This window comes from Salinicola sp. MH3R3-1, assembly GCF_001937155.1.
Lineage (GTDB): Bacteria > Pseudomonadota > Gammaproteobacteria > Pseudomonadales > Halomonadaceae > Salinicola > Salinicola halophyticus.
Genome location: NZ_MSDP01000024.1, coordinates 1 through 25,232, shown reverse-complemented (window position 1 = coordinate 25,232; position 25,232 = coordinate 1). Strand labels below are relative to the sequence as shown.

General features: G+C 62.9%; 15 protein-coding genes and 1 tRNA gene. 7 read left to right on the top strand and 9 right to left on the bottom strand.

The annotated features are described in order from the left end of the window. Positions 1-176: 176 nt before the first annotated feature. Together BTW08_RS14490 and BTW08_RS14485 are read left to right on the top strand one after the other, a co-directional pair. Positions 177-470, top strand: a complete 294-nt coding sequence (locus tag BTW08_RS14490) for a type II toxin-antitoxin system HigB family toxin (RefSeq protein ID WP_075563241.1) — start codon at positions 177-179, stop codon at positions 468-470. Continuing rightward, complete coding sequence (locus BTW08_RS14485; protein WP_075563240.1) at positions 467-928, top strand: transcriptional regulator; 462 nt, start codon at positions 467-469, stop codon at positions 926-928. The genes BTW08_RS14490 and BTW08_RS14485 overlap by 4 nt, the downstream gene beginning before the upstream one ends. An 84-nt stretch (positions 929-1,012) precedes the next feature. Here BTW08_RS14485 and BTW08_RS14480 read toward each other — a convergent pair. From BTW08_RS14480 to BTW08_RS14470, 3 genes are all read right to left on the bottom strand, one after another. Further along, positions 1,013-1,088 (bottom strand) — tRNA-Thr (locus tag BTW08_RS14480). Between the two features lie 109 nt (positions 1,089-1,197). Further along, a complete protein-coding gene (locus BTW08_RS14475) occupies positions 1,198-2,763 on the bottom strand; it encodes an efflux transporter outer membrane subunit (protein WP_083627896.1) in 1,566 nt (521 codons plus the stop codon). A 66-nt stretch (positions 2,764-2,829) separates the two neighbouring features. Next, positions 2,830-3,948: an AI-2E family transporter gene (locus tag BTW08_RS14470; RefSeq protein WP_075563239.1), complete on the bottom strand. Its 1,119-nt coding sequence runs from the start codon at positions 3,946-3,948 to the stop codon at positions 2,830-2,832. Between the two features lie 434 nt (positions 3,949-4,382). On the opposite strand from BTW08_RS14470, the gene BTW08_RS14465 reads away from it, so the two are divergent. The 3 genes from BTW08_RS14465 to BTW08_RS14455 all read left to right on the top strand — a co-directional run bounded on the left by BTW08_RS14465 (position 4,383) and on the right by BTW08_RS14455 (position 15,012). Continuing rightward, positions 4,383-4,634 (top strand): hypothetical protein, encoded by a 252-nt coding sequence (locus BTW08_RS14465; protein ID WP_075563238.1) that lies wholly within the window; start codon positions 4,383-4,385, stop codon positions 4,632-4,634. Between the two features lie 345 nt (positions 4,635-4,979). Then, on the top strand, positions 4,980-5,456 hold the full coding sequence (locus tag BTW08_RS14460) for a hypothetical protein (protein ID WP_075563237.1): 477 nt from the start codon (positions 4,980-4,982) through the stop codon (positions 5,454-5,456). A 574-nt stretch (positions 5,457-6,030) separates the two neighbouring features. Further along, a complete protein-coding gene (locus BTW08_RS14455; RefSeq protein WP_246837760.1) occupies positions 6,031-15,012 on the top strand; it encodes a glucoamylase family protein in 8,982 nt (2,993 codons plus the stop codon). 93 nt (positions 15,013-15,105) lie between these two features. Here the strand turns inward: BTW08_RS14455 and BTW08_RS14450 are convergent, their stop codons facing one another. The 6 genes from BTW08_RS14450 to BTW08_RS19240 all read right to left on the bottom strand — a co-directional run bounded on the left by BTW08_RS14450 (position 15,106) and on the right by BTW08_RS19240 (position 22,385). Continuing rightward, entirely contained in the window at positions 15,106-16,779 is a 1,674-nt protein-coding gene (locus BTW08_RS14450) for a methyl-accepting chemotaxis protein (protein ID WP_246837759.1), read from the bottom strand. 478 nt (positions 16,780-17,257) lie between these two features. Beyond that, positions 17,258-17,569 (bottom strand): Rho termination factor N-terminal domain-containing protein, encoded by a 312-nt coding sequence (locus tag BTW08_RS19150; RefSeq protein WP_168170665.1) that lies wholly within the window; start codon positions 17,567-17,569, stop codon positions 17,258-17,260. Beyond that, complete coding sequence (locus tag BTW08_RS14445; RefSeq protein ID WP_075563235.1) at positions 17,490-18,443, bottom strand: Ku protein; 954 nt, start codon at positions 18,441-18,443, stop codon at positions 17,490-17,492. Before BTW08_RS14445 ends, BTW08_RS19150 begins: the two co-directional genes overlap by 80 nt. Then, positions 18,436-19,209: a Ku protein gene (locus BTW08_RS14440; RefSeq protein ID WP_075563234.1), complete on the bottom strand. Its 774-nt coding sequence runs from the start codon at positions 19,207-19,209 to the stop codon at positions 18,436-18,438. The genes BTW08_RS14445 and BTW08_RS14440 overlap by 8 nt, the downstream gene beginning before the upstream one ends. Before the next feature lie 62 nt (positions 19,210-19,271). After that, complete coding sequence (gene ligD, locus BTW08_RS14435) at positions 19,272-21,974, bottom strand: DNA ligase D (RefSeq protein ID WP_075563233.1); 2,703 nt, start codon at positions 21,972-21,974, stop codon at positions 19,272-19,274. A 165-nt stretch (positions 21,975-22,139) separates the two neighbouring features. Next, the gene (locus BTW08_RS19240) at positions 22,140-22,385 is read right to left on the bottom strand and encodes a hypothetical protein (RefSeq protein ID WP_210403254.1); all 246 of its coding nucleotides are present in this window, start codon (positions 22,383-22,385) and stop codon (positions 22,140-22,142) included. A 570-nt stretch (positions 22,386-22,955) separates the two neighbouring features. On the opposite strand from BTW08_RS19240, the gene BTW08_RS14425 reads away from it, so the two are divergent. After that, complete coding sequence (locus tag BTW08_RS14425; RefSeq protein WP_075563231.1) at positions 22,956-23,780, top strand: manganese catalase family protein; 825 nt, start codon at positions 22,956-22,958, stop codon at positions 23,778-23,780. Between the two features lie 177 nt (positions 23,781-23,957). Next, the gene (locus BTW08_RS14420; RefSeq protein ID WP_075563230.1) at positions 23,958-25,199 is read left to right on the top strand and encodes an acetate/propionate family kinase; all 1,242 of its coding nucleotides are present in this window, start codon (positions 23,958-23,960) and stop codon (positions 25,197-25,199) included. Positions 25,200-25,232 lie beyond the last annotated feature (33 nt).

The following is a 25,232-nucleotide window of genomic DNA, read 5'->3' as shown; positions in this document are numbered from 1 at the left end:
TCAGTAACCTTCTAATAAGTTTTAGAAAGCCTACCACAGCGTGCACTAAATCGAGCTTACGACAATGGCCGCAAGCGAAACGCCATGGCCATCCTGATCCCGCGCAAAGGGCTATAGCATATTGCTATATATAGCATATTGCTATACCCTGTTCTCAACGCTACAGGGAAGGTCGCATGCACATCGTCACTCAAAAGCGCATCTGGGAAGCCATGAGGACATGGCCTCAGTCCTCGACCGCGCTAGAATCATGGTTTCGAATCATGAAGGTCAGCGAACCGAAAGACTTCGCAGCGATGAAAGCCATCTTCCCTGCAACCGATAAGGTCGGCCGTCACCACGTTTTCGACATAGGCGGCAACAAGATCAGGCTGATCGCCATCGTCCATTACCGGGCCAAACGGGTGTATATCCGCGACATCCTGGACCACAAAGAGTACGACAAGGGCAAATGGAGGAGTGACACATGAACGCCATCCTTGACCAAGCCGCCGTGCATTGGGCTCACATCGCCCCTCTGCTCTCCGAGCCGGCCAGCGACGACGAGTACGCCGCCAAGGTAGAAGCGCTGGATGAACTGCTCGACACCATCGGTGATGACGAGAATCATCCTCTAGCTGGCCTGGCCGAACGCCTCGGCGATCTCATCGAGGCATATGATGAGACACATCGTCCGTTGCCCGACGCCTCCGATGTCGACGTATTGCGCTACCTGATGCGAGAGCATGGCGTATCCCAAAGCGGGCTACCCGAAATTGGAGCGCAACCGGTGGTTTCAGCCGTCCTGGCTGGTAAGCGCTCCTTGAACTGGCGACAGATATGCGAACTCTCGGATCGATTCGGCGTGCCGACTGATGCCTTCAGGGGGCCACAGACGACTCGAGGGCAAGCGAGGTCCGCAGCCGGTCGCCCTGGAGCAACTCTATAGCGAGATCGGGTATCTAAAGATGGAACTCGATTGGCTGAAAAAAAATGTCGCGAGGCGGGATCGGGCGCAAACCCTGGATGTGCCTGGTGCCGGTAAGTGGACTCGAACCACCGACCTACGCATTACGAATGCGTTGCTCTGCCAGCTGAGCTATACCGGCCAGGCGGCGCCTATGATAATCATCAACGCCGAGACGGACAACTGAAAACGCTATCCGCAAATCGTCGTAAAACAGGCGGTTGGCGTTGATGCCTAGGCGACGATCGCGATCATTTCGTGGAGGTCGCGTTGGGGTCCGGGGCGGAGACAAACCCGCCGCTGTGGTGCGGCACGGCGGCGTCCAGCGCGAGGCCGCCGCCCAGCGCCTGGACGAGCTGCACCGAGCGGTCGAGACGCTGCGAGTCGACCTGGGTCAGGCTCTGTTCGGTCGATATCAGTTGCTGCTCGCTGCTCAGCACGTCCAGATAGTCGACCAGCCCGGCGCGGTAGCGCTCCTCCACCAGACCGTAGGCGGAACGCGCGCTCTCCAGCGCCTCCTGCTGGCTCTCGCGCTGGCGATCCAGAGATTCCAGCGTGGTGATGTCGTCCGCCACTTCCCCCAGTGCGGAGATAATGGTCCGGTTGTATTGCGCCACGCTCAGGTCGTAGTCGGCATCGGTGCTGTCGAGGTTGGCGCGCAGCCGGCCGCCTTCGAAGATCGGCAACGAGATCGCCGGCGTGACGCTGCCGGATTTCGCCGCTTCGCTGAAGAAGTAGTCACCCAAGGCCGAACGGAACCCCGCCATCGCCGAAAGGTTGATGTTGGGGTAGAACTGCGCCTTGGCGGCCTTGATGCTCTGAGAGGCGGCCTCGACCCGCCAGCGCGCGGCGACGACATCCGGCCGATGGCCGATCAGTTCGGCGGGGATCACGCTGGGCAACGCGGCGATGGCCGGCGAAAGCGCCGTGGGCCGGGGGATCGACTCGCCGCGGTCCGGCCCCTTGCCGAGCAGAATGGCCAGCGAGATTCGCTCGCTGCGGATCGATTGCTGCGCCGACTCCAGCGATTGGCGAGCGTTGGCGGCCGTCACCTGCGACTGCAGACTCTGGGATTCGTTACGGATGCCGGCCCGCAGCAGCTCGTCGTTGATATCGTTGATGCGCTGCGCACGATCCAGCTGGCGTTGAGCCACGTCGCGCATGGCGTAGGCGGTGGCCAGGCTGACATAGGCCCGCGCCACGTTGACCGATAGCGTCAACCCCGCCGCGCGGTATTCGATCTGCTGGGCACGCGCTTCGCCCAGCGCGGCCTCCCAGGCGGCGCGGCTACCGCCCCAGAGATCGAGATCATAGTCGAACGAGACCAGCAGCGACCGCGAGGTAGAGTAGAAGTTGCCCTGCCCTTGCGGATCTTCCACCTTCGAGACCCGCGACCGCGAGACTTCGGCGGAAGCATCGATGCTGGGCAGTGCCCTGGCTCTGGCCGAGGCGATGGCGGCATTGGCCGAATGCAGCCGCGCCTGGGCCACGGCGATGTCCGGCGAATCGCTCAGCGCTTCCTGAATCAGGGTGTCGAGTTCGGGGTCGCCCAACCGCTTCCACCAGTCGATCTCGGGCCACGCCGCCGGCGACACCGGGGTCCGCCCGAGAACCTCGGTCACGCTCAGCTGGCTGATGGGCGTCAGCGTCTGCTGCGGTTCGAGCCCGGCATAGTTGGCACACCCCGAAAGCGTGAAGCCAGCAAGCGCGATGGCGCCGACCCAGCCGGTCGCGCCACGTACCGATGACGCGCCATAAGTAAGCGACGCGCCATGCAAAGGCGACGCTCCATGCAAAGGCGAAAGGAAATCAGACATCCGTCTCCTGATCAGTCAAATCCGGGATAATTAATTAGCAGTATAACAATTCAAACGACATGCCATCTACCCGGGCTGGTGATCCTGAGGTTGGACGGGCGCCTCGACCGATGCGGGGGCGTCTTCCAGACTCTCGACCTCTTCCGCCTGTTCCTGGCGATACAGCGACCAGGCCACGATGAACAGCGCCGCGATCAAAGGACCGAGCACGAAACCGTTGATGCCCATCAGGGTCATCCCGCCGACCGTGGAGATCAGGACCACGTAATCCGGCAGTTTGGTCTCCTTGCCCACCAGCGGCGGACGCAGGAAGTTGTCGACCAGCCCGATGACCACGACGCCGACGAAGATCAGTATCGCGCCCTTGACGTAGGCCCCGGTGATCAACAGATACGCCGCCACCGGCACCCAGACGATGGCCGAGCCGATCGCCGGCAGCAGCGACAGGAACGCCATCATCACGCCCCATAGCAGCGCGGCTTCGATGCCCAGCGCCCAGAACGCGACACCCCCGATCACCCCTTGGACGATGGCGATGATCACGTTGCCCTTCACGGTGGCGCGTACCACGGCGGTGAACTTGTCGATCAGTTTGTAGGTGTACTCGTCGCTCAGCGGAATGGTGATTCGGATCATTTGGCCAAGCGAGCGCCCGTCCCGGAACAGGAAAAACAGCAGATAGAGCATGATCCCGGTGCTGACCAAAAACTGCAGGGTGTTCTGGCCGATGCTCAACATGTGCGTCGCGATCAACCGGCTCCCCTGTTCGAGCGCGGAGGCCAGGCGGTTGCTGATATCGGACAAGCTCCCGAAACCGGCATCACCCAGCCAATCCTGGATCGAAACCGGCAACGAGCCTTGAAACTGCTGGACGTAGTGATTGAAATCGATATCACCGCTTCCCACCCGCTGATAGACGCTAGCGCCCTCGCGCACCATGGCCCCGAAGATCAGCGTTATCGGCAGGATGACGATGAACACGCACGCCGCCACGCTAATGAGTGCGGCCCAGTTGCGACGCCCGTGGAGTCGACGTTCCAGTCGACGCTGCATGGGCTGGAACAGGATCGCCAGAATCACGGCCCACAGGACGGCGCCGTAGAACGGTAACAGCAGCCATACGAAAGCGATGGAAACTAGCGTCAGCAGTAAGATGAACGCCTTGTGCTGGCTCAGAGAGTTCATGAAGATTCCGAAGTCAAAGTGTCTTGACCCCTAGCATAGCGGTCTGCAGGCGTGGACGTTCACTAGAGAATGCATGTCATGTCGATAAGCGGCTGAAAAAGGGTCTACAAGGCGGATTTGAGGATGATTTGGCGAGATTCTGAAAAAATTTTCCCCATTGCCGCCCAGCCGATTCAGCCACTTACTACACAAGACTTAACATGGGATAACTGGACGAAAAACTCGACACCGTACAACCCTTGTACAGCACTGGTTGCTGTGCCAGCATACGAATGCGGGACGAAGAAGATTGTAGGGCCGACAAGGAACGTCGGGCCAGCAGGAGCCGGCAAGGACGCCGGCAAGATCGGGCAAGGATGCCCAGCAGGACGCGGCAAGGAATGCCATCACCACGATCGGTCGAATGGCCGGTCTTCAGCCAAGGAGGGCTGTCTGTGAAAGATTCTATTTCATGCACCCGTTGCGGTAACGCTCAATCCATCTCGACGGAAGCCCATCTGGAATGGGACGAGATCAGCTGCACCGAGTGCGGCGAGTTTCTCGATACCATCGGGCACTGGGCGGATTCCCATTCACCCAACTACTCGATCCAGATTCTCAATCAGTGTCGTGGCCTGACGCTCAAGATGGCACGAGAGAATCAACCGCTCAACGATCAAACCTCCACCTGGAGAGCGAGCGCGTGATCAAGGTAACGTTAGACCTCACCTGTTCAGTCTGTGGTCATCAACAGTTCCATCTGCCGATGAACGACGGTGAAGGTCAAAACGTGAGATGTGCCAATTGTAGCGCCTTCAAATGCAGAACGCTGGACCTGGAAAAAGCGCTGAGTGCCGTTCACCGGCCACTGTCCAGCGTCAATCCTGCAGCCGCCTGATCCATTACCCCCAATCTTGTAAACCGCCCGACAATGGGCGGTTTTTTATTGATCAACAACTACGCTTAGCGGGAACCGGCTGGATCAGTGCGGGAAGCCATCAGGTACATGGAGCGGCCATGAACTCGGGGCTACGGCGAGCAAGGAGAGCTATATGGTTGAGATCGCGCAGTTGAAAGAGTACATCAGGGACGAAGCCCACGCGTGTCAGGAGCGTCTGGCCGACTTCAAAAAGGCCCTGCACGCGAGCGAGGCCAACCTGCGCGAATTGCAGAGCCGCGTGGAAGCGTGGGTCGAGGATCTCGATCTCGACGACATCGAGATCCATCGTGGCGAAGCCCATCATTCGCTCGAGAAGTATGATGAGACGTTCGAGATCACGCTTCAGGTACTGACGATCACGTTCGGTAGCTGCAAGCTGCACGTCGAGCCGGAGGAGCAGTACCTCCATGGCAATCGGATCCTGTTGTATGCCTCTTCGGACGAAGATGACATCAAGGAGATCATCGAGTCCGAGGACAAGTACTACTTCACCGACCTGCAGTTCGGGCAGAAACGCGACCTGTCGAAATACACCGAGCTCGACGAGACCAGTTTCTACAAATTGCTTTACGCGTGGCTCCGCTCCTGAGCGGATCTCGGCCCGGCATGGCGGGAGTCTCCCGCGCTTCGACTTCCGACTGGCGCCTCCCGGCTTTGGATTCTCCGCTTCAATTTTCAGCTTCCCCAAAAAAAGGCCCCGACAGTGTCGGGGCCAAGTGCGTTCCGCAGGAAACGAAACTGCGGGCAGTCTAACGGGAACGGCGGGCGGCAATGCCTTGACAAGGGATGTTTTTCGCCTGCAATTCTTGCCGCGGTCGTCGCCTTTCCCCTCGCTTCGCCGCCTGGCCTGAAGACGTCATCCAGCGCGATCGCCTACTCGATTCCCAGCCCTGTCCCCGACCCGATTCCGGTATCGTCGAGCATTCGCTAATTTGCCGGCCTGCGCTCATACTCGGGTTAACTATCGAGTTGACGATCAAGGCTGTCTAACCAGGTGGTCGAATCAGGTTGTCGAACCAGATTAACGAACCAGGTTGACGAATCAGGTCAGCAACCCGATCGACGATTCGCACGGACCTCGCCAGACGCGCACCGGTCATCATGATCCGGTCGACACATCCCGCGACGCCCCCATTTTTTGTAGCACGCCGTGACGGAAGTTCATGGCGCTTATTACCTCGACACTCGACGAATTTTCGAGTGGCACCGCCTATCGCCAGCGGGCGTGTTTCGTTTTTGACCATGGCATGGAGTTCAACGCCTCGGCGCGAGCAGTGATTTTACTCGCCCGGCGGCTGGAGATTACCAATGCATCGATGCGTCATGTCACCGATCATCCGATATCGCTGCTCCTCTGGGGGTGTCAAGTGAAGGCCCGGTGGCGGTGGCGCAGCGGCCGCGAAGAAGTCACGCCGCCGTGGAACACTCGAACGCCCGTACGCGAAGAGCTGTTCGGCCCCGAACGGCTCGAGCAGCACGCCCAGAGCCTGGCTCTGGCGCAGCCCATCACCCTGCATCCCCCCCGCGTCCAACCGCTGAATCAGCGCCTGCAGGAGAACACGGTGGCGCTGCGGATCGCTTATCGCAGCATCGTCGACGAAGTCGCCAATCGCCACAGCATCGTGCCCGCCGCGGAGTGGTTGCTCGATCACTATCATCATGTCGAAAAACATGTCAGCGACATCGTCGAAGATCTACCGCCCGGATATTACCGTCAGCTGCCGAAACTCGCCGATGGCCCTTTTGCCGGTTACCCCCGAGTCTTCGGGCTGACCTGGGCCTACGTCGCGCATACCGACAGCCACTTCGACCCGATCACGTTGACCCGATTCATCACCGCCTACCAGCGCGTCGAACCGTTGACCATCGGCGAGCTGTGGGCGATCGCGATCAGTCTGCGGCTGGTGCTTGTGGAAAACCTGCGCCGGCTCTCCGACCAGATCATGCATGCTCGGGATGCCCGTGCCGAGGCCGATGCCCTGTGCGAACGCCTGCTGCTCCCCGGCGCCGGCAGCGAACCGCTGCGGGCCTACGCCGATCTGGACATCGACGATCCCTTTGCCGCCCATTGCTATGCCCAGATGGCCAAGCGCCTCCGCGATCAGGACCCCGGCAAGACGCCGGCCCTGGCGTGGCTGGAGCAGCAATTCAGCCGCCAGGAGATATCGATCGCTGCGGTGGTGCAAAACGCCCATCAACGCCAGGGCGCCTCCAACGTCAGCGTGCGCAACGTGATCACCAGTCTGCGGCATATCGCCGATTTCGACTGGGCGACCCAGGTCGAACAGGTCAGCCTGGTCGACCAGCAGCTACGCGCGAACAGTCGCTTCGCGGAGATGGATTTCGCCACCCGGGACCGCTACCGCAACGCCATCGAACAGCTGGCGCGGGGTTCGCACCGGGAAGAGCTTTACGTGACCGAACAGGCACTTTCCGCGGCACGAGCGGCCCCGCCCGCGGACTGCCAGCCGGCCGAAGCAGAGCGGCTTGCCGATCCAGGCTATTACCTGATTGCCGATGGCCGCCGCGAACTGGAACGATCGCTCGGCTTCCGCCCGCCCCTGGCGCTGCAGGTTCGTCGTGGCGTGCTGAAACTGGGTCTAGCCGGTTATGCCTGCGCCACCGGGCTAATCACGGTGCTGTTGATGGGGTTGGCAGTCTGGACATTGAATGTGGTCGACCTGCCGTTCGTCTGGCAACTGCCCTGGTTACTGCTGATCTTCCTGCCCGCCTACGAAGTGGCAACGGCGCTGGCCAATCGCGCGCTGGGCGAAGGCGTCGGCGGCGAGGCGTTACCCGGGCTGGCGCTCGAGGAAGGCGTTCCGCCCACGCTGAGGACGTTGGTCGCGATACCCGCCATGCTGACCGAGGCGGTTGCCCTGCGCGAGCTGATCGAGCGCCTGGAGGTGCATTATCTCTGCGGTAACGGGGGGGATCTGACTTTTGCCCTGCTGCTGGACGGTCGCGACGCCGACACTGCCGAGTTGCCGGGTGACGATACCTTGCTGAGTATCGCCGTCGAAGCCATGGCGCAGCTCAATCAGCGCCACGGCCCCGCCCCTACCGGCCCGCGATTTCTGCTGCTCTATCGGCGCCGACTCTACAATGCCAGCGAAGGCTGCTGGATGGGCTGGGAGCGCAAGCGCGGCAAGCTGACCGAGCTCAACCGTCTGCTGCGCGGTGCCGACGACACCTCCTACGTGTCCGTCGATGGTTACGCGCCCTGGGTGCCCTCCGAGGTGCGCTACGTGGTCACGCTGGACAGCGATACACAGCTGCCACGAGACACGATCGCCCGGCTGGTCGGCAAGATGGCGCACCCGCTCAACCAGCCGGTGTTCGGTGACAGCGACAGGGTCGTCCGTGGCCATGCCATTCTTCAGCCTCGAGTCACGCCCTCGTTGCCCATCGGCCGCCAGGGCTCGCGCTATCAGCGGCTGTTTTCGGCGCCGGGCGGCATGGATGTCTACACCGCCGCGGTATCGGATCTCTATCAGGATCTATTCGGCGAGGGTTCGTTCGCGGGTAAAGGCATCTACGCCGTGGATGCCTACGAGCGAGCGCTCTGCGGTCGTATCCCCGAGAACAGTCTGCTCAGCCACGACCTGCTGGAGGGCATCTTCGCGCGCGCCGGGCTGGCTTCCGACGTCGAGGTCGTCGAAGCGTACCCCGAACGTTACGACGTGGCGGCCAGACGCCAGCATCGATGGACGCGTGGGGACTGGCAGCTGCTGCCCTGGTTCTGGGGTCGTCGCGCCGATCGTCAGGCACTGACCGCGGTGGGCTGCTGGAAGATCGCCGATAACCTGCGCCGATCGCTGCTGGCCCCGAGCCTGTTCGGGGCGCTCATGATCTGCGCCTGGCTACCGCTGACCGCCGCGCTGGCCGCCATGGGTCTGACCCTGGCGTGCCTGATCATTCCGGCGCTGATCCCTATTGTATTTGCACTCAAACCCCATCGCCGCGACGGTAACTGGCGCCATCACTGGCGAACGCTTGGTCGGGACCTGCGTACCGAGACGGGACGCTGCCTGCTGAGCCTGACCCTGCTGGCGGATCAGGCCTGGCAGATGAGCGATGCCATCGTTCGCACCTTGTATCGCGTCTACGTTTCCCACCGCCATCTACTAGAGTGGACCACGGCCTCCCAGCTGGCCGGAGGCGAACGTCTGGGGGTTGCCGGCTTCGGTCGAGAGATGGCCGGCGGCACCCTGCTGAGCCTGGCCCTGGCGCTGATCCTGGCGGTCATCGAGCCACCGGCGTGGGCCCTTGTCCTGCCCCTGCTGGTGCTGTGGCTGGTGGCACCGCTGATCGCGCTGTGGACCAGCCGGGCCCCAACCGATACCACCGACAATCTAAGCCTGGCACCGCCCCAGGCTCAGGCGCTACGCCGCATCGCCCGGCGTACCTGGCAGTTCTTCGATACGTTCGTGACGCCCGCCTCTCACGCGCTGCCGCCGGACAACTTCCAACTGGATCCCAAGCCGGTCATCGCCGAGCGTACCTCGCCGACCAATATCGGGCTCTATCTACTGGCGTGCATCGCGGCGCGGGATTTTGCCTGGATCGGCACCCATCGCGCGGTGGAACGCCTGGAAGAGACCCTGGCGACGCTCCACGCGATGGAGCGCTGCAAGGGCCATTTCTACAACTGGTACGACACCCGGTCTCTCGAGCCGCTCGAGCCGCTCTACGTCTCCACGGTGGACAGCGGCAATCTGGCAGGCCACCTGATCACCCTGGCCTGCGCCTGCGAAGCATGGATCGCGCACCCCCATGTCGTCGATCCCCGCGAGGGGCTGAGCGACACCCTGCTGCTGTGCCGCGAGGATATCGCCGCCACCCAACGGCTGGACGAGGAGACACGAACGGCGCTGCTGAACGAGCTGGAAACGCTCGCGCCCCATCTCGAAGCGACCGCCTACGGTATCGAGTACTGCGACTTGCTGCGTCAGTCGATCGACACCTGTCAGGGTCTGCTCGCCACACAGACGCTGGCGACATCGGGCGTCGTCGATGCGGCGACCGGAGAAGTATCGCCGCAGCGCTGGCTGCTGATTCTGCAGCAGTGTCTCGACGAGCATCGCCGCGACGCCGAGGATACCGAGCCGGTTTCTCGAACGGCGCCTTTTGAAGCGGCGCTGTCTCGCGCGCCGCTGGAAGCCGGCGATCCGACGTCAGACGGCTCGGCGCCTCCCATGAGCCTGCGCCAACGGCTTCGCGCGCTGGCCGACCAGTCGCGCCAACTGGCCCTGGCGATGGATTTTCGCTTTCTGCTGGTGACCGAACGCAAGCTGATGTCGATCGGCTACGCGCCGCGAGAGGATCGGCTGGACGACGGCTGCTACGACCTGCTCGCCTCCGAGGCACGTCTGGCGAGTCTGGTGGCGATTGCCAAAGGCGATCTGCCCACCCGCCACTGGTTCCGCCTGGGCCGCGCGGTGACGCCGTTGAAGGAAGGCGTCGCGCTGATCTCGTGGTCGGGATCGATGTTCGAATATCTGATGCCATCGCTGGTGATGCGTGCGCCACTGGGCAGTCTGCTCGAGCAGACCAACCGCCTGGTCGTGGCCAGCCAGCGCCAGTACGCCAAGCCCCACGATATTCCCTGGGGTGTCTCGGAATCCGCCTACAACGCGCGGGATATCGACTTCACCTATCAGTATTCCAACTTCGGCGTGCCGGAACTGGGCCTCAAGCGTGGCCTGGGCGACAACCTCGTTATCGCGCCCTACGCCACGGCGCTGGCCACCATGGTCGCGCCCCAGGCCGCGCTGGAGAACTTCGCTCGGCTCAGGGCGATGGAAGCCGAAAGCCACTTCGGGTTCTTCGAAGCGATCGACTTCACCCTCACGCGCCTGCCCGTCGACAAGAGCTTCGTCATCGTCCGCAACGTCATGGCTCACCATCAGGGGATGACGATCGCGGCCATCGCCAATGCCCTGCTGGAAGGACGGCTGCGCAGCCACTTCCACAGCGAACCGATGATTCAGGCCAGCGAGCTCCTGCTGCAGGAGCGCCTGCCGCGGGAAGTGGCAACGCTGCCCTCGCCCAACGACGCCGATCATGCCGCGCCCTCGAGCACCGTCGCACCGGCGGCGGCCGTACGTCGACTCGAAGGAGAGCCGACCTCGCAGCCGGTCACGCACCTGTTGTCCAACGGCCGCTACAGCGTGATGCTGACCGCCGCCGGCGCCGGTTACAGCCGCTGGCAGCAGCAGGCGATAACGCGCTGGCGCGAAGACGCCACCTGCGATGAATGGGGAAGTTTCATCCTGCTGCGCGAGCACGATAGCGACGCCTGCTGGTCCGCCGGCGCGCATCCGATCAAGGGCCCGGCCGATTACCGGGAGGTAGTATTCGCCGAGGATCATGCGCGCTTTACCCGTCGCGACGGTGATCTCACCACCGTGCTCGAGGTGCTGGTCTCCGGCGAAGACGATGGCGAAGTGCGTCGCGTCTCGGTGACCAACGGCGGCCGCCATGCCATCACGATCGACGTGATGTCCTACGCCGAGCTCGTGCTCACCCAGCCGCCCACCGACGATGCCCACCCGGCGTTCGCCAAACTGTTCGTCGAGACGGATTTCGTCCCCGAGTACACCGCATTGACCGCGACACGGCGTCGGCGCGCGGCCCAGGAAGCGCCGATCTGGGCGGCCCATTTCGCGGTGGTCAAGGGTGAGTGCGTGGGTGAGCCGCAGTACGAGACGGACCGGGCCCGCTTTCTGGGTCGGGGGCGTCAACTCGGCAATGCCAGTGCGCTCGGTCACCAGCCGCTGTCGAATACCACCGGCGTGGTACTGGATCCGGTGTTCTCGCTGCGTTACACCCTGAAGATCGCCCCGGGTCACGCCGGCCACATCGATTTCTGGACGGTGGTCGCCGAGAGTCGCGACACGCTGCTGGCCCTGATCGACAAGCATCACGACATCAGCGCCTTCGAGCGCGCCCGGACCCTGGCTTGGACCCAGGCCCAGGTGCAGCTGCGCCATCTCGACATCGACCTAGAAGAAGCCGCGGATTTCCAGCGCCTGGCGGCGCCGATCCTCTACAGCGATGCCCGCTTCCGCCCACCGTCCCAGACGCTGAAGCGTGGCCTGTCGATACAGTCCAACCTGTGGCCGATGGGCATCTCCGGCGACCTGCCGATCGTGCTGCTGCGCCTTGGCGACCTCGAGGATATCGCCTGGCTCAAGCGGCTGCTGCGCGCTCACGAGTACTGGCGTGCCAAAGGCCTGGGCGTCGATCTGGTGATCATCAACGATCGCGCCCACTCCTATCTGCAGGAGCTGCAGGATGCGATCGAAACGGCCGTTCGCTCCAACCGCCCGCCCACGCATATCGAGGGCAATCTGGCGCTGGGCTCGGTCTATACCTTGCGCGCCAACCAGCTGAGTCTGGCCAGCCACGAACTGCTGCTGGCCGTGGCCCGGGTCGTGCTGACGGCCCGCAAGGGTGCGCTTCCCGCCCAGCTGGATGCGCTGCTGGATGCGCTGCTGGCAGCGCCGACCATTCGGCACGACGCCAGTGTCGGGCCCCGGGCTCGATCGGGTATCACTGAACAGGATCTCGCCAGCCAACAGGGCAAGAGCGAGGCGCAGGCGCCTTATCGGCGCCCGGCAGTGGCCCCTTCCTCGCGCCCACCGCTGGGAGATCTGACGTTCTTCAATGGCTCCGGCGGCTTCGACCATGACGGCCGCGAATATGTCTGCGTGCTGGACGACGGCGCGACCACGCCGCAGCCGTGGATCAACGTGATCGCCAATGCCGGATTCGGGTTCCAGGTCTCGGCGGAAGGCGGCGGCTACACCTGGGCCGACAACAGCCGCGAGAACCAGTTGACCCCGTGGTCCAACGATCCGGTCAGCGATCTACCCGGCGAAGTGATCTACGTGCAGGACGCCGACAGCGGCGAGCTGACCACCGTCACCGCCAATCCCGGTTCCGGTTCCGGTTCCGGTTCCGGTTCCGACTTTGACTCTAACGGTTCCCATCGGCGCGAGGCCGGGCATCCGGTCCGTCACGTCGCGCGCCACGGTTTCGGCTATACCCGCTTCGAGCACGACACCGCCGAGCTCTCGATGGCGCTGTTGCAGTATGTCCCGCTGAACGATTCGATCAAGATCTCGCGGCTGACACTGGAAAACCGTACCGCCAGGCCACGCCGACTGATCGTGACCGCCTACACCGCCTGGGTGATGGGCACGTCGCGGGCCCGGACCGCGCCCTTTCTGGTGTCGGAACATGATACCGCCACTGGGGCACTGTTGATGCGCAACCCCTGGAACCAGGCCTTCCCCGGACGTGTCGGATTCGTCGACCTGGACGGACACCAGAGCGGTTGGACCGCCGATCGTCGCGAATTTCTGGGTGAGGGTTCGCTGGCCGACCCCGAAGCGCTGACCGAACAGCGCCCGCTGGCGGCCAGCGTCGGTGCCGGATACGATCCCTGCACGGTACAGCAATGCACGCTGACCCTCGCCCGCGGCGAGTCAGTCGAAGTCGTGGCATTCATGGGCCAGGCCGATAGTGACGAAGCGGCACGCGAGCTGATCGAGCGCTATCGGCACAGCGATCTCGACGCCAAGCTGGACGAGGTCGAAGCCTACTGGCAGGCCCTGCATGGCACGCTCCAGGTCAGCACGCCAGACCCGGCCATGGACCTGATGCTCAATGGCTGGTTGATGTATCAGACGCTGGCCTGCCGAGTCGTGGCCCGCTCGGCGTTCTACCAGGCCAGCGGCGCCTACGGTTTCCGCGATCAGTTGCAGGATGGCATGGCGCTCACCTTCGCCATGCCGGCGCTGGCCCGCCACCATCTGCTGCGTGCCGCCGGCCGCCAGTTCGTCGAAGGCGATGTCCAGCACTGGTGGCTGCCGCATTCCGGCCAGGGCGTTCGTACCCGGATCTCCGATGACCGGGTGTGGCTCGCATTTGCCGCCGCGACTTACATTCGGGCGACGGACGATACCGCCGTGCTGGACGAACGCGTCGGCTTCCTGGAAGGCGCCCCGCTCGCCCCCGAGGCCCACGACGATTTCGCCCAGCCGCTGGTGGCCGACGAGGCGGCGTCGCTGTTCGAGCACTGCGCCCGCGCCCTGGATCAGGCCCTCGAACAGTTCGGCGAGCATGGCCTGCCACTGATCGGCACCGGTGACTGGAACGACGGCTTCAATCGCGTCGGCGAGGCGGGTCGCGGCGAGAGCGTATGGCTGGGCTGGCTGTTGCTGCGTACGCTTGCGCTGTTCGCGCCGCTGGCCGAGGCTCGCGTTGCCCCGGAAGACCGGGCCCTCGCCGCACGCTGGCGGGAACGCGCCGAAACGCTACGGCTGGCGCTGGAAAACGAGGCCTGGGATGGCGAGTGGTATCGTCGCGCCACCTTCGACGATGGCCAGTGGCTGGGCACCCACGACAACGACGCCTGCCGCATCGATGCCATCGCCCAGTCCTGGGCCGTGCTCTCGGAAGGTGCCGATCCCGACCGCGCCGCGCAGGCCATGGCGTCGGTGGAACGCCATCTGATCCTGCCCGAGAAACGGCTGGCGCTGCTGTTCACCCCGGCGTTCGACAAGACTGCGCTGGAGCCTGGTTACATCAAGGGGTATCCGCCGGGGCTGCGCGAGAACGGCGGGCAGTATACCCACGCCGCGATGTGGTCGATCCTCGCCTTCGCCAAGCTGGGGCAAGCGGACAAAGCCTACGCGCTGTTCTCGCTGCTCAATCCGATCAACCACGCCCTGACGCCGGAAGCCGTCCAGCGCTACCGCGTCGAGCCCTACGTCATCGCTGCGGATGTCTACTCCGAGGCGCCTCACGTCGGACGCGGCGGCTGGACCTGGTACACCGGCTCTGCCGGCTGGATGTATCAGGCCGGGGTGGGCGGCATCCTGGGGATTCGTCGCGAAGGGCTTCAACTGATCGTCGCACCCTGCATTCCCGATTCCTGGCCGGGCTTCTCGGCCACCGTCAATCTCGAGGGCAGCGCCTGCCTGATCCGGGTCGAACGCGCCTCGGAGGGGCAACCGGCCGGGGCGACGCTCGATGACGAACCGCTGGAGGACAGCGCCACCGAGGCGCGGCTGACGCTAGACGGCCAGCCGCACGTGCTGGTCATCCATCTCGCCCAACGGGAGTCGACCTGACAAAATGCGCCCTGTATCGGGCGCGTGTCGAACCTCGAAGGCGTGAGGCTAGCGGTATTTCGACCCCGGTTTGCGGGCCGATACCCCGAGCCATCAGAACGAACTCCACTCCTCGGCCGCTTCCTCACGGGCCGGCGACTTGAGGGCCGGCCGTTTCAGCGATGCCGGCCGGGGCGTGTCTCGACTGGCCGCCGTTGGCGTGGCTGCAGCCGGAGCGGGCCGGGCGGCGTCGCCAGCAGAGGCGGCGCCTTTGAAGAACGAGACCTCTTTCAGCAGGCTGGCGGCCTGGCCCTGCAGTGACCGGCCGGCGGCGCTGGATTCTTCCACCAGGCTGGCGTTCTGCTGGGTCACGCCATCCATCTGGGATACCGCAGTGTTGACCTGATCGATACCCTGAGACTGCTCGCGGCTGGCGACCGCGATTTCGCCCACCAGAATAGTCACCCGCTCGACACCGTCGACGATCTCTTCCAGCGCTTGACCCGCTCGGTTGACCAGTTCGGTGCCGGTACCCACCTGACCGATACTCTCCTCCACCAGGTGCTTGATCTCCTTGGCGGCATCGGCGCTGCGTCCGGCGAGATTGCGCACCTCGTTGGCCACCACGGCAAACCCGCGACCCTGCTCACCGGCGCGGGCAGCTTCCACCGAGGCATTCAGCGCCAGCAGGTTGGTCTGGAAGGCGATCTGGTCGATCAATCCGACGATGCCGGCGATCTTGCGACTCGACGTGTTGATGCCTTCCATCGCCTTGACCGCCTGCCCCGCCACTTCGCCTCCGGCGCTGGCCCGATGGCTGACATCGTGGACGAGCTTATCGGCTTCGGCGGCGTTTTCCGCGTTCTGGCGCACGGTCGAGGTGATCTCGTCCATCGAGGCCGCCGTCTGTTCGAGGCTGGCGGCCTGCTCCTGGGTCCGACGACTGAGATCGTCGGTGCCCTGGGCAATTTCGTCCGCCGCAATGCTGACCGATTCGGCATTGTCACGCACGCTCATGACGACGCGGGAAACCTGGACTTCCATGGCCTGAAGCGAGCGCAGCATCGCACCGAACTCATCCTTACAGGTGATATTGATCGGGGTGTTGAGCTTCCCGGCGGCCATGGCGTTGGCGAATGCCTGGGCTTTCCCCAGCGGCGTCATGATGCCGCGGATCAGCCATAGCGCTATCAACGTTCCTATGACCAGCGATACGAGCATGATCCCGACAATGGCATTGCGACTCCATTCGTATTCGCTGACAGCGCCCGCGAACGCCTCGGCAGCCTGGGCACCGTTGCGTTCGATCAGGGTTTGAATGGCGCCGAGCGTCTCGGGATATTGCGCGCGCAGCGTGGTCGTCGCGATGACTCGGGCTCGGTCGAAGTCATTGCCGATCATCGCCGTGTTGAGCTCGGCGATGGTCACTCGCAAGTCGGCCAGCGCCGTGATGAAGGCGTCCGCCATCTCGCGCTCCTGGGGGCCGCCGATGCGTTGCGGGTAATAGTCGCTCCAGGCGGCATCGATGATGGCATCGTTCTCCGCGATCTCCTGCTGCGTCGTCCGTGCGGACTCGGGATTGCGATCCCGCTGCTCCGCGGTGATCTTGACCCGGTTGCTGAGCAGAGCGCGATCGATGTGGCTGAGATCCTCCAGGGTCAGCACGTTCCCTTCATAAGTCTTTCCGAGAGCGGCGTTGGTCTGCCCCAGGCTGAACAGCCCGACGACTCCGACGGTGAACAGCATGGCAATACAGGCGCCCAGGCTCGCGGCCAGGCGGAGTTTCACGCTTCGATTCAGTAACAGCATGGCAAAGCCCCGATAGGTGCCCTTGGCTCAAGCCTCGGGCGAATGGAACTGGTCTCGGCAGACGGGAAGTTCTCCGGGGGGAAATTCACTTCATGCCGCGAGACGCTCTATCGGCAGACGTACAACAAAGCTTAATTTTATTTAGCTATCTTGGCGTAAAACTTTTCCTATGGGTGCAGTAACTCCTCATATCCCCCACTAGAAATTCGTTATGAAAAATATTCTATATCAGATGGTTACCAAAGAACTCGCCTTCCGTTCCGTCAGGAAAAATCTCTACAGAACTGCGGTTCTCAAATCGAGGACGGTATGAATTTAATCGTACTTTTATCCTACAAAAAAACCAGGACGTACAAGATTTCGACGACCCCGAATGCCCTCGGCAAAGTCGTAGAGGCAGTTGCGGGGCTGCCGTAAAGAGCCCCAAGCGCCGGATGAGGCCACTCTGCACCGGGTTTCAGCTACGATGGCCTAACGCCTCGATCAGCTGCACCTTGTTCATGCCGCTGCGCCCTTCAATCTTGCGCTGCTGCGCCAGCTCGTAGAGCGCCTCACGGGAAAGCCGGGAAAGATCGGATTTGCCGGCCTTGGCTGACTTCGTCGCCTTGGAGGATTTGGCAGTCGTCCCGGCCTTGGCAGACGCTCCGGACTTGGCAGACGTTTTAGATCCAGCAGTCTTGGCAGCGGCTTTACCACCTTTTCCCTCGTCGGTTTTCTTCCCCTCCGGTTCGACCCGACCCCGCTTGAGGCTGCGCTTGAGCACCTGCATCAGATCGATGACTTCGGCGCCCTCTTCGTTTTCGTCGCCCTCGTTCCCTGCCTGGGCGCGGGTCGATTCGATCGGCGCGATGTCCTGACGACGCCGACGCTTCTGGCGTACTCGTTTCTTGAGCGCTTCGATGTGCGGGTCGATCAACTCGTCGGGGTCGAAATGCTTGGCGTTGAGTTTGTCCATCGCCTGGTGAATCTGCCGCACGTTTGGCATCCGGTTCACCCGGCGGTTCCAGTCCGATGCTCTGCGGCGTGCGCAGCTCGTCGTGGACGCGCAGCGCCTCGGCACGCAGGATGCCGTTTTCGGCGATGATCGCCACCAGCACCTCGCGCCCGCGCATCACCAGCGTGGCGATACCCGCGCGCCCGGCATTTTCCATCGCCGCCGCCAGCAGCCGATAAGGCTTGAGTGCGCCGCTGCCGCGATTCGAACGGGAATCCGGCACCAGAAAATAGGCGCGTCGAAAATAGAGCGGGTCGAGCTCGTCCAGCGAGACGAACCGGCTCAGTTCGATCTCGCGCCGATGTTCGAGCGTGGCGTCCTCGATCTCTTGGTCTTCGACGACCACGTAGCGGTCCTCTTCGACCTCGATGCCGCGTGCCAGCTCGCTCGACTTGAGCGGCTTGCGCCCGGTCTCGCTGAAGAAGCGTCGGGACAGCGGCCTGCCCTGGTCGTCGACCTCTTTCAGCGTGATGTCTCGCGCGTGTTGGGCGGGGTAGAGCCCCACAGGGAGACTGACCAGCCCGAAGGCGATGGTGCCGGACCAGAATGGGCGCGGCCCGCGGAAGCCGCTGTCGTGATGGTGCTGCTTGTCCGGCTTCGAGGTTTCCGGCTTCGATGTTTTCGACTTTGTCGTCTTCGACTTAGGCACGTTTGCGCTCCTGGGCCAGGCTGGCCTTGAGCGACGAGGCGATATCGTCGGACGGATCCTGCCGACGGCGACGCTTAACCTTGACTCGCTTGCCGCTGCGTTTGGCCTCCACCAGCGCTTCCAGCCGCTGACGATATTCGTCCTGATAGGTTTCCGGCTCGAAGTCGGCGGCGTACATCTCGACCAGATCGGTCGCCATCTTCACTTCGCCGGCGTTCAGCTTGTCACCGCCGGGCGGCTCGAGGGCATCGGCATCGACGACCTCGTCGAGATGGCGCAAGGTGATCAGCACCGGATGGCCGTCGTAATCACGCAGCGCACCGACATAGGCCTTGTGCCGCATCACCCAGTGAACCAGGCCTTCCCGCCCACTGCTGGCGAGTGCGGCGGCGAAAGCGTCGAACGTGTCGTCGTCGCCATCCGGCCCGAGAAAGTAGGGGCGCTGATACCACTGGTTATCGATCGCGCCTGCCGGTAGAAAGTGCATCACCTCGATATCCCGCGAGGGCGCCGGCGCCAGTTCGTCGAGCTCCTCGGTGTCGAACAGGATGCGATCCTGCTTGTCGATGACGGCCTTGTGCCGGTCGTCGAGCGATACGGTCTTGCCGCTCTGGGGCTCGATCATCGCCTGATGCACGGGGCGCTGCCGGCGCCGGTCGAGCAGGCGAAAATGGACGTTGCGGTCGCTGACCGCCGTATAGAGCTTGACCGGCACTCGCTCTTCGCCAAAACCGATGACACCTTTCCAGACCGCGCGAGCGCTCATTTTTCTGTTCTCCTCACCGCTCTCTCCCCCTCGAACATTCTGATCAACATCCCCTCAGCCCTTCAGATTTCCATTCCGGCATCGCGGCAGCGCTTCTTGGTCAGTCGCTGGCGGGCGTCGTCGAAGCCCGCCCACGGGTCCTGTTTCATTGACGACAGCCGGCGGGGCAGGTTGGTCAACGTGTACTGATCGGCGCTCAGTTTCGGCCCCAGATCCTCCCAGCGAATGGGCGTCGCCACCGGCGCACCGGGTCTGGCACGGACCGAGTAGGAAGCCACCGCCGTGGCGCCGCGGCCGTTGCGCAGGTAGTCGAGAAACACCTTGCCACGGCGAGCCTGCTTGGACATGTTGAGCGTCAGCTGATCGGGATGACGCTCGGCGCAGCGTTCGCACACGGCTTCGGCGAACCCCTTGGCGGTCTCCCAGTCGGCATGCGGTTTGAGCGGGACGACCAGGTGCAGACCCTTGCCGCCGGTGGTGCGCAGAAACGCGGTGAGTTCGAGTTCGGAAAGCGTCTGGCGCAGCTCGCGGGCGACATCGATGACCGCCTGCCACTTGCAGTCCGGTGCCGGGTCGAGATCGAACACCAGCTGGTCGGGCCGCTCGAGATCGTCGACACGGCTGTTCCAGAGGTGAAATTCGACGGTTCCCATCTGCACCAGCGCCACCAGATCGGCGGCACTGCGCGCATAGAGATAGTCGTGCTTGCCGGATTTTTCAGCGATCGCCACGCTCGGCAGATCGTCCGGCATGGTGTCGCTGGGATGCTTCTGGACGAAACACTCCTTGCCGACACCGCCAGGGCAACGCAGCAGCGTCAACGGTCGCTCGGCGAGCCCGGGCAGGATCCACTCGGCTTGCTCGGCATAGAATTCGGCCAGCGCCCGCTTGGTGATGCCTTCGTCCTCGAACAGCACCCGATCGGGATGCGTCAGCCGAATGCCCTCGATCTCGACATCGCCGCCACTGGATTGCGTCCGGATCGATCGCTTTGGGGCGGAAGATTCACTCGCTTTCTCGCTCATGGACGGCTCCGTCGCTCGTTGCTGGCTCAGCCGAATATCCTGGGGATCGCGATCCTCGCGCAGGCCGCGAAAGCGCGGATGGCGCAGGCGGCCATCGTGGGTCCATTCACTGAAATTGACGTCGATCACGCGCTTGGGCGTGACCCAGTGGCTGCTGGCCAAATCGGGAATGTCACGCTCGACGAAAGGCGAAGTCTTGCGCGGCGCCCGCGCCAGTTCCCGCTGCCACTCGGCGAGCTGAGCGTGGGAGAATCCGGCGCCGACCCGACCGCAGTAGCGCAGCTTGCCGTCGTCGTCATAGGCGCCGATGAGCAGCGAACCGAAGCCGCTGCGCGAGCCTTGCGGATCGGTGTAGCCGCCGACCACGAACTCGGCCTGACGCTCGGTCTTGGTCTTGAGCCAGTCCCGATTGCGGCGTCCGCGATAGAGGGAATCGGCGCGCTTGGAAACGACTCCTTCCAGGCCCTGGCGGCTCGCCTGTTCGAAGAATGCGCCGCCCTCGCCCTCGATATGATCGGTATAGCGCAGCAGGCCACGATTGCCGATCTTCACCGCGTCACAGGTCTGCGCCAATAGCGTCTTGCGATCGCGCAGGGCGACGTCGTCGAGCGCCATACCCTCGAACCCGAGGCCGTCGAGATAGCGCAGATCGAAGATCTGATACACCAGCCCGGCGGTCTTTTCTTCGCTCAGCGCCCCCTGCAGGCGCCGGAAGTCGCTGATACCGTCGCGTCTCAGCGCGACGACCTCGCCGTCGAACAGCGCCTTTTCCACTGGCAGCGCTTCGATCGCCTCGGCGATCTCCGGAAAGCGGTCCCGCCAGTCGTGACCGTTGCGCGTCAGCAGGCTCACCTTGCCGCGGTCGAGCCGCGCCAGAATACGGTAGCCGTCGAACTTGATCTCGTGGAACCAGTCGTCGCCGGCCGGCGCCTCGTCGACCAGAGTGGCCAGCTGCGCCGAAGGCCGGGCCGGGAGGCTCGCCTTGCGCGCGCCCTCGAGCTGACCGGGATCGATCTTGACGGCCGGAGCCTTGCGGCCACTGGAACGCTTGCCTTCGGTTTTCGCTGAGGTTTTTGACGATGAGGATCGGGAAGATGGGAACTTCGTTGACGACGAGTTCTTTGAAGAAGACTTCGATGCCGAGCCTGTCGATGAAGAGGCTGCCGATGAAGAGGATGGGGACTTCCCTTCGGCGATCTCCGTCATGCGCCGATTCGAAGCCACGCTGACGTCGTCCAGGCTGTCGGGAACATGGGCGTCGGCGGCGTCGTGGCGCTTGATCATCAGCCACTGTTTACCGTCCTCTCGCTTTCCGCCGCTTCCTCGGCCACTCATGCGCTTGAGCGTCCAGGCGCCCTTGAGCTTGTAGCCGTCGAGCGCGAAATCGATCTGGCCGTCGTCGTGCTTGCCGGTCACCCGCCATTCGCCACGATCCCAGATCATCACCGTACCGGCACCGTAGCCATCGGGGATCACCCCTTCGAAATCGCCGTAGTCGAGCGGGTGATCTTCGACCTGAACCGCCAGGTGTTTCTCGCCGGGCTCGAGACTGGGCCCCTTGGGCAAGGCCCAACTCCGTAACACGCCGTCCTCTTCCAACCTCAGGTCGTAGTGCAGATGACTGGCGTCATGTTTGTGGATCACGAAGCTCGACTGCGAACGCTTCCTGCCGCGTTTGCCGCGAGGTTCCGGCGAGCGCGAAAAGTCACGCTTGCGGCGGTAGGTTTCGAGGTCAGCCATCCGTTGCTCCCACGATGATCCTGCGAATCGATAGTCTTCAGCGTAGCCAATGCCCCACCCCGCGCCAGACGCTCTTTCACGAACTTGCGACGGGATCGACAAACCGGCGCATCCTCACTGCCATAGACGGCGACGAGACGAAGCTCAATCGCCTCGAGGTCGATGTCATCTCCCAGATTGGAATTCTTCGGGGGATGCTTTGGGAGTGCAAAACGCTTTCGACAATCTCTTCGAAAATCCCGGCAGGGTTGAAACTTCCCGGCGCCATCGGTCCTGCCGAGTGGTTTCCACCAATCGGAAAGATTCCGTACGTTTAGCCTCTTCGATATCAATGAGGCTGGCGGTATAACGCCCCTTTTCAGTGTGCAGAATAGCGATGATAAGCTCGATGAAAATCGCTTCCTGGCTCATGTTGCCAATGACGCAATGCGCCTAAAATGCCTTCCCGCCGTCACGGTTGACGATGATCTTGGGCTGACGCTGCCTTCGGAAATCGAGGAAGAGTATCTGAGCGTAAAACAGCAAGACCAGGAGCGTACTGCAGCTAGTCATTGCCGTAATCGCCTGACCATGATTGGTTATCCGTTCCATGATTGGCGGGTTCCGCTGCCCATGATCTTCAGACTCCCTCGCGTCCAGCGTCGACTTCTACTAACCCGAAAGGCATAAATCAATTCCGTCAAGCGAGGGGAATCAGAAACGTTATTCTGGGTTAACGATTTCACTTTCTCCTGACGACAGCGCCAGCATTGATCGTAGAAAAAACTCAGTCCGAAAACGATCAGATGACAGAATGTTTATATATTACCGTTGTGAGCCTCCCTATAACGAATGTTGATTACCGCCCTTGGAGCGCCTTCTTCGATACAAATAAATACCAAAATAGTCGCCCTGTTTAATCTGAATCAGTAGCGCCTTTTCCAAAGCGAACTAGCTTCAGTGAGCACGGAGCCACTTCTTCAATCAGGTAGGGAGACACCCATGTTTCAACATTCATCGAAGCTTCAGTATCCGGTCAAGGTAGACAAACCCGATCCGCAGTTCGCCATGCTGCTGCAGCAGGCGATCGGTGGGGTCGAAGGCGAAATCCGCGTTGCCATGCAGTACTTCTTCCAGGCGATGGGCGCGCGTGGCGATGACCGCATTCGCGACCTGCTGATGTCCACGGCCACCGAGGAGCTCTCTCATATCGAGATGCTCGGCCACGCCGTCGCCTTGAATCTTGAGGGGGCGCCGGTCTCCTATCAGGAAGAGTCGGCCAAGGATCCGATCATCAACGCGATTCTCGGCGGCGCCAACCCGCGTCACCTGCTCTCTTCCGGCCTTTCCGCCATGCCGGTCAATGCCAACGGCGTGCCGTTCGACATGAGCCACGTCTATGCAACCGGCAATATCGCCGCGGACATGATGGCCAACGTCGCCGCGGAGTCCGGGGGGCGCGTACTGGCCTCGCGTCTGTACAACTGGACCAGCGACAAGGGCATGAAAGACTTTCTTTCGTTCTTGATCGCGCGCGATACCTACCACCAGCAGCAGTGGTTGGCGGTCATCGAGGAGCTGGGCGGCCTCGAGAAGAATCTGCCGATCCCCAACTCCACGCCTGAAGCTCACGAGGCGATGGAGCACTCCTACTACTATCTCAACACGCTGACCGACAAGGACGCCCCGATGGGACGCTGGAATCAAGGTCCGTCGCTGGATGGCAGAGGCGAGTACTCGACGCGGCAGAAGCCGGAACCCGAAGGCCAGGAACCCTCTCTGGGCAAGGCTCGCGAAGGCTCCGGCGCTCAGAAAGAGCAGATGTAAGCCGAGACTACCGGCCGCTGCGAGCCAGGAGCGATAACGACGGGCCTCGAGATATCGAGGCCCGTTCTCGTTTGAAGGGTGGCCCAAGGTGGACCACGCTTTGAACAACCCCGACCGACGCTCAGGCATCGGCAGATTTCCAGCTGCTGATTGTCAGCAAGGAATAAGGACGACCTCATGGCAGCGCCGCATTCTCATATCATTGCGCTCAATGCCGGTTCCTCCAGCATCAAGCTCTCGCTCTATCGCCTCGGCGACATGGCGCCACCTGAATTCGTCGCCAAGGCGAAGGTCGAGAAGATCGGTGACTCGCCGCATCTCTCCGGCGAGCTCGCCGATGGAACCGAATTCCTCGATGAGACACCGGGCAATCACGAACTTGCGGACCACGACAGCGCCTTCGCCCGGCTCCATGAGGCCCTCGAGCAGCAATTCGGCGAACTGACCCTGGCCGCCGTCGGCCATCGCATCGTTCACGGTGGCGATCGTTTTGCCGGGCCGGTAGTCATCGACGAGGCGACCCGCGAAGGTATCGCGGCCCTGACCCCGATGGCCCCCTTGCATCAGCCGCATCATCTGGAAGGCATCGACGCCGTCAGCCGGTTCGCGCCCGACACGCTGCAGGTCGCCTGTTTCGATACCAGCTTTCATCTCGAGATGCCGATCGTGGCCCAGCTGACCGGCCTTCCCTACGCCTTATTCGCGCAGGGCATCCGCCGCTTCGGCTTTCATGGGCTATCCTACGAATACATCGCCGGGCGACTGCACGAGATCGATGAACGGTTGGCCGAGGGTCGGACCATCGTCGCCCATCTGGGCAACGGTGCCAGCCTCTGCGCACTAAAAGCCGGCAACAGCATCGATACCACGATGAGCTTCACCGCGCTGGACGGGCTGCCGATGGGCACTCGCTCGGGCGCCCTCGATCCGGGGCTTATGCTCTATCTCGAACATGAGCTCGGCTATTCGAGCGAGCAGCTGCAGTCGCTGCTCTATCATGATTCGGGATTGCTCGGCCTTTCCGGCCTCGACAGCGACATGCAGACGCTGCTGGAGAGCGATTCCCCCCGCGCGCGGCTGGCGGTGGACTTCTTCGTCTACCGCGTCGCCCAGGAAATGGGGCGCATGGCGGTCAGCCTGGGCGGCGTCGACGGCATCGTCTTCACCGCCGGTATCGGCGAGCATGCCGCGCCAGTCCGTCAAGCGATCATCGAGCGCCTGGCACCGCTGTGGTCGGTGGCGCTGGAGGACGCCGCGAACCGCTCCGCGGAGCCGGGGTGCATCTCGACCCGGGACAGTACGGTCGCCGTTCACGTCATCCCCACCGACGAGGAGGTCATGATCGTCCGTCACACCTGGCAGCTTTCTCGGTCGAACGCCGGTGGCGGCGCCCATGTCCCGGACTCTGCCTCTGACTAGAACTGAAGCTCGAACGCGGACCCGGGGCGGTGA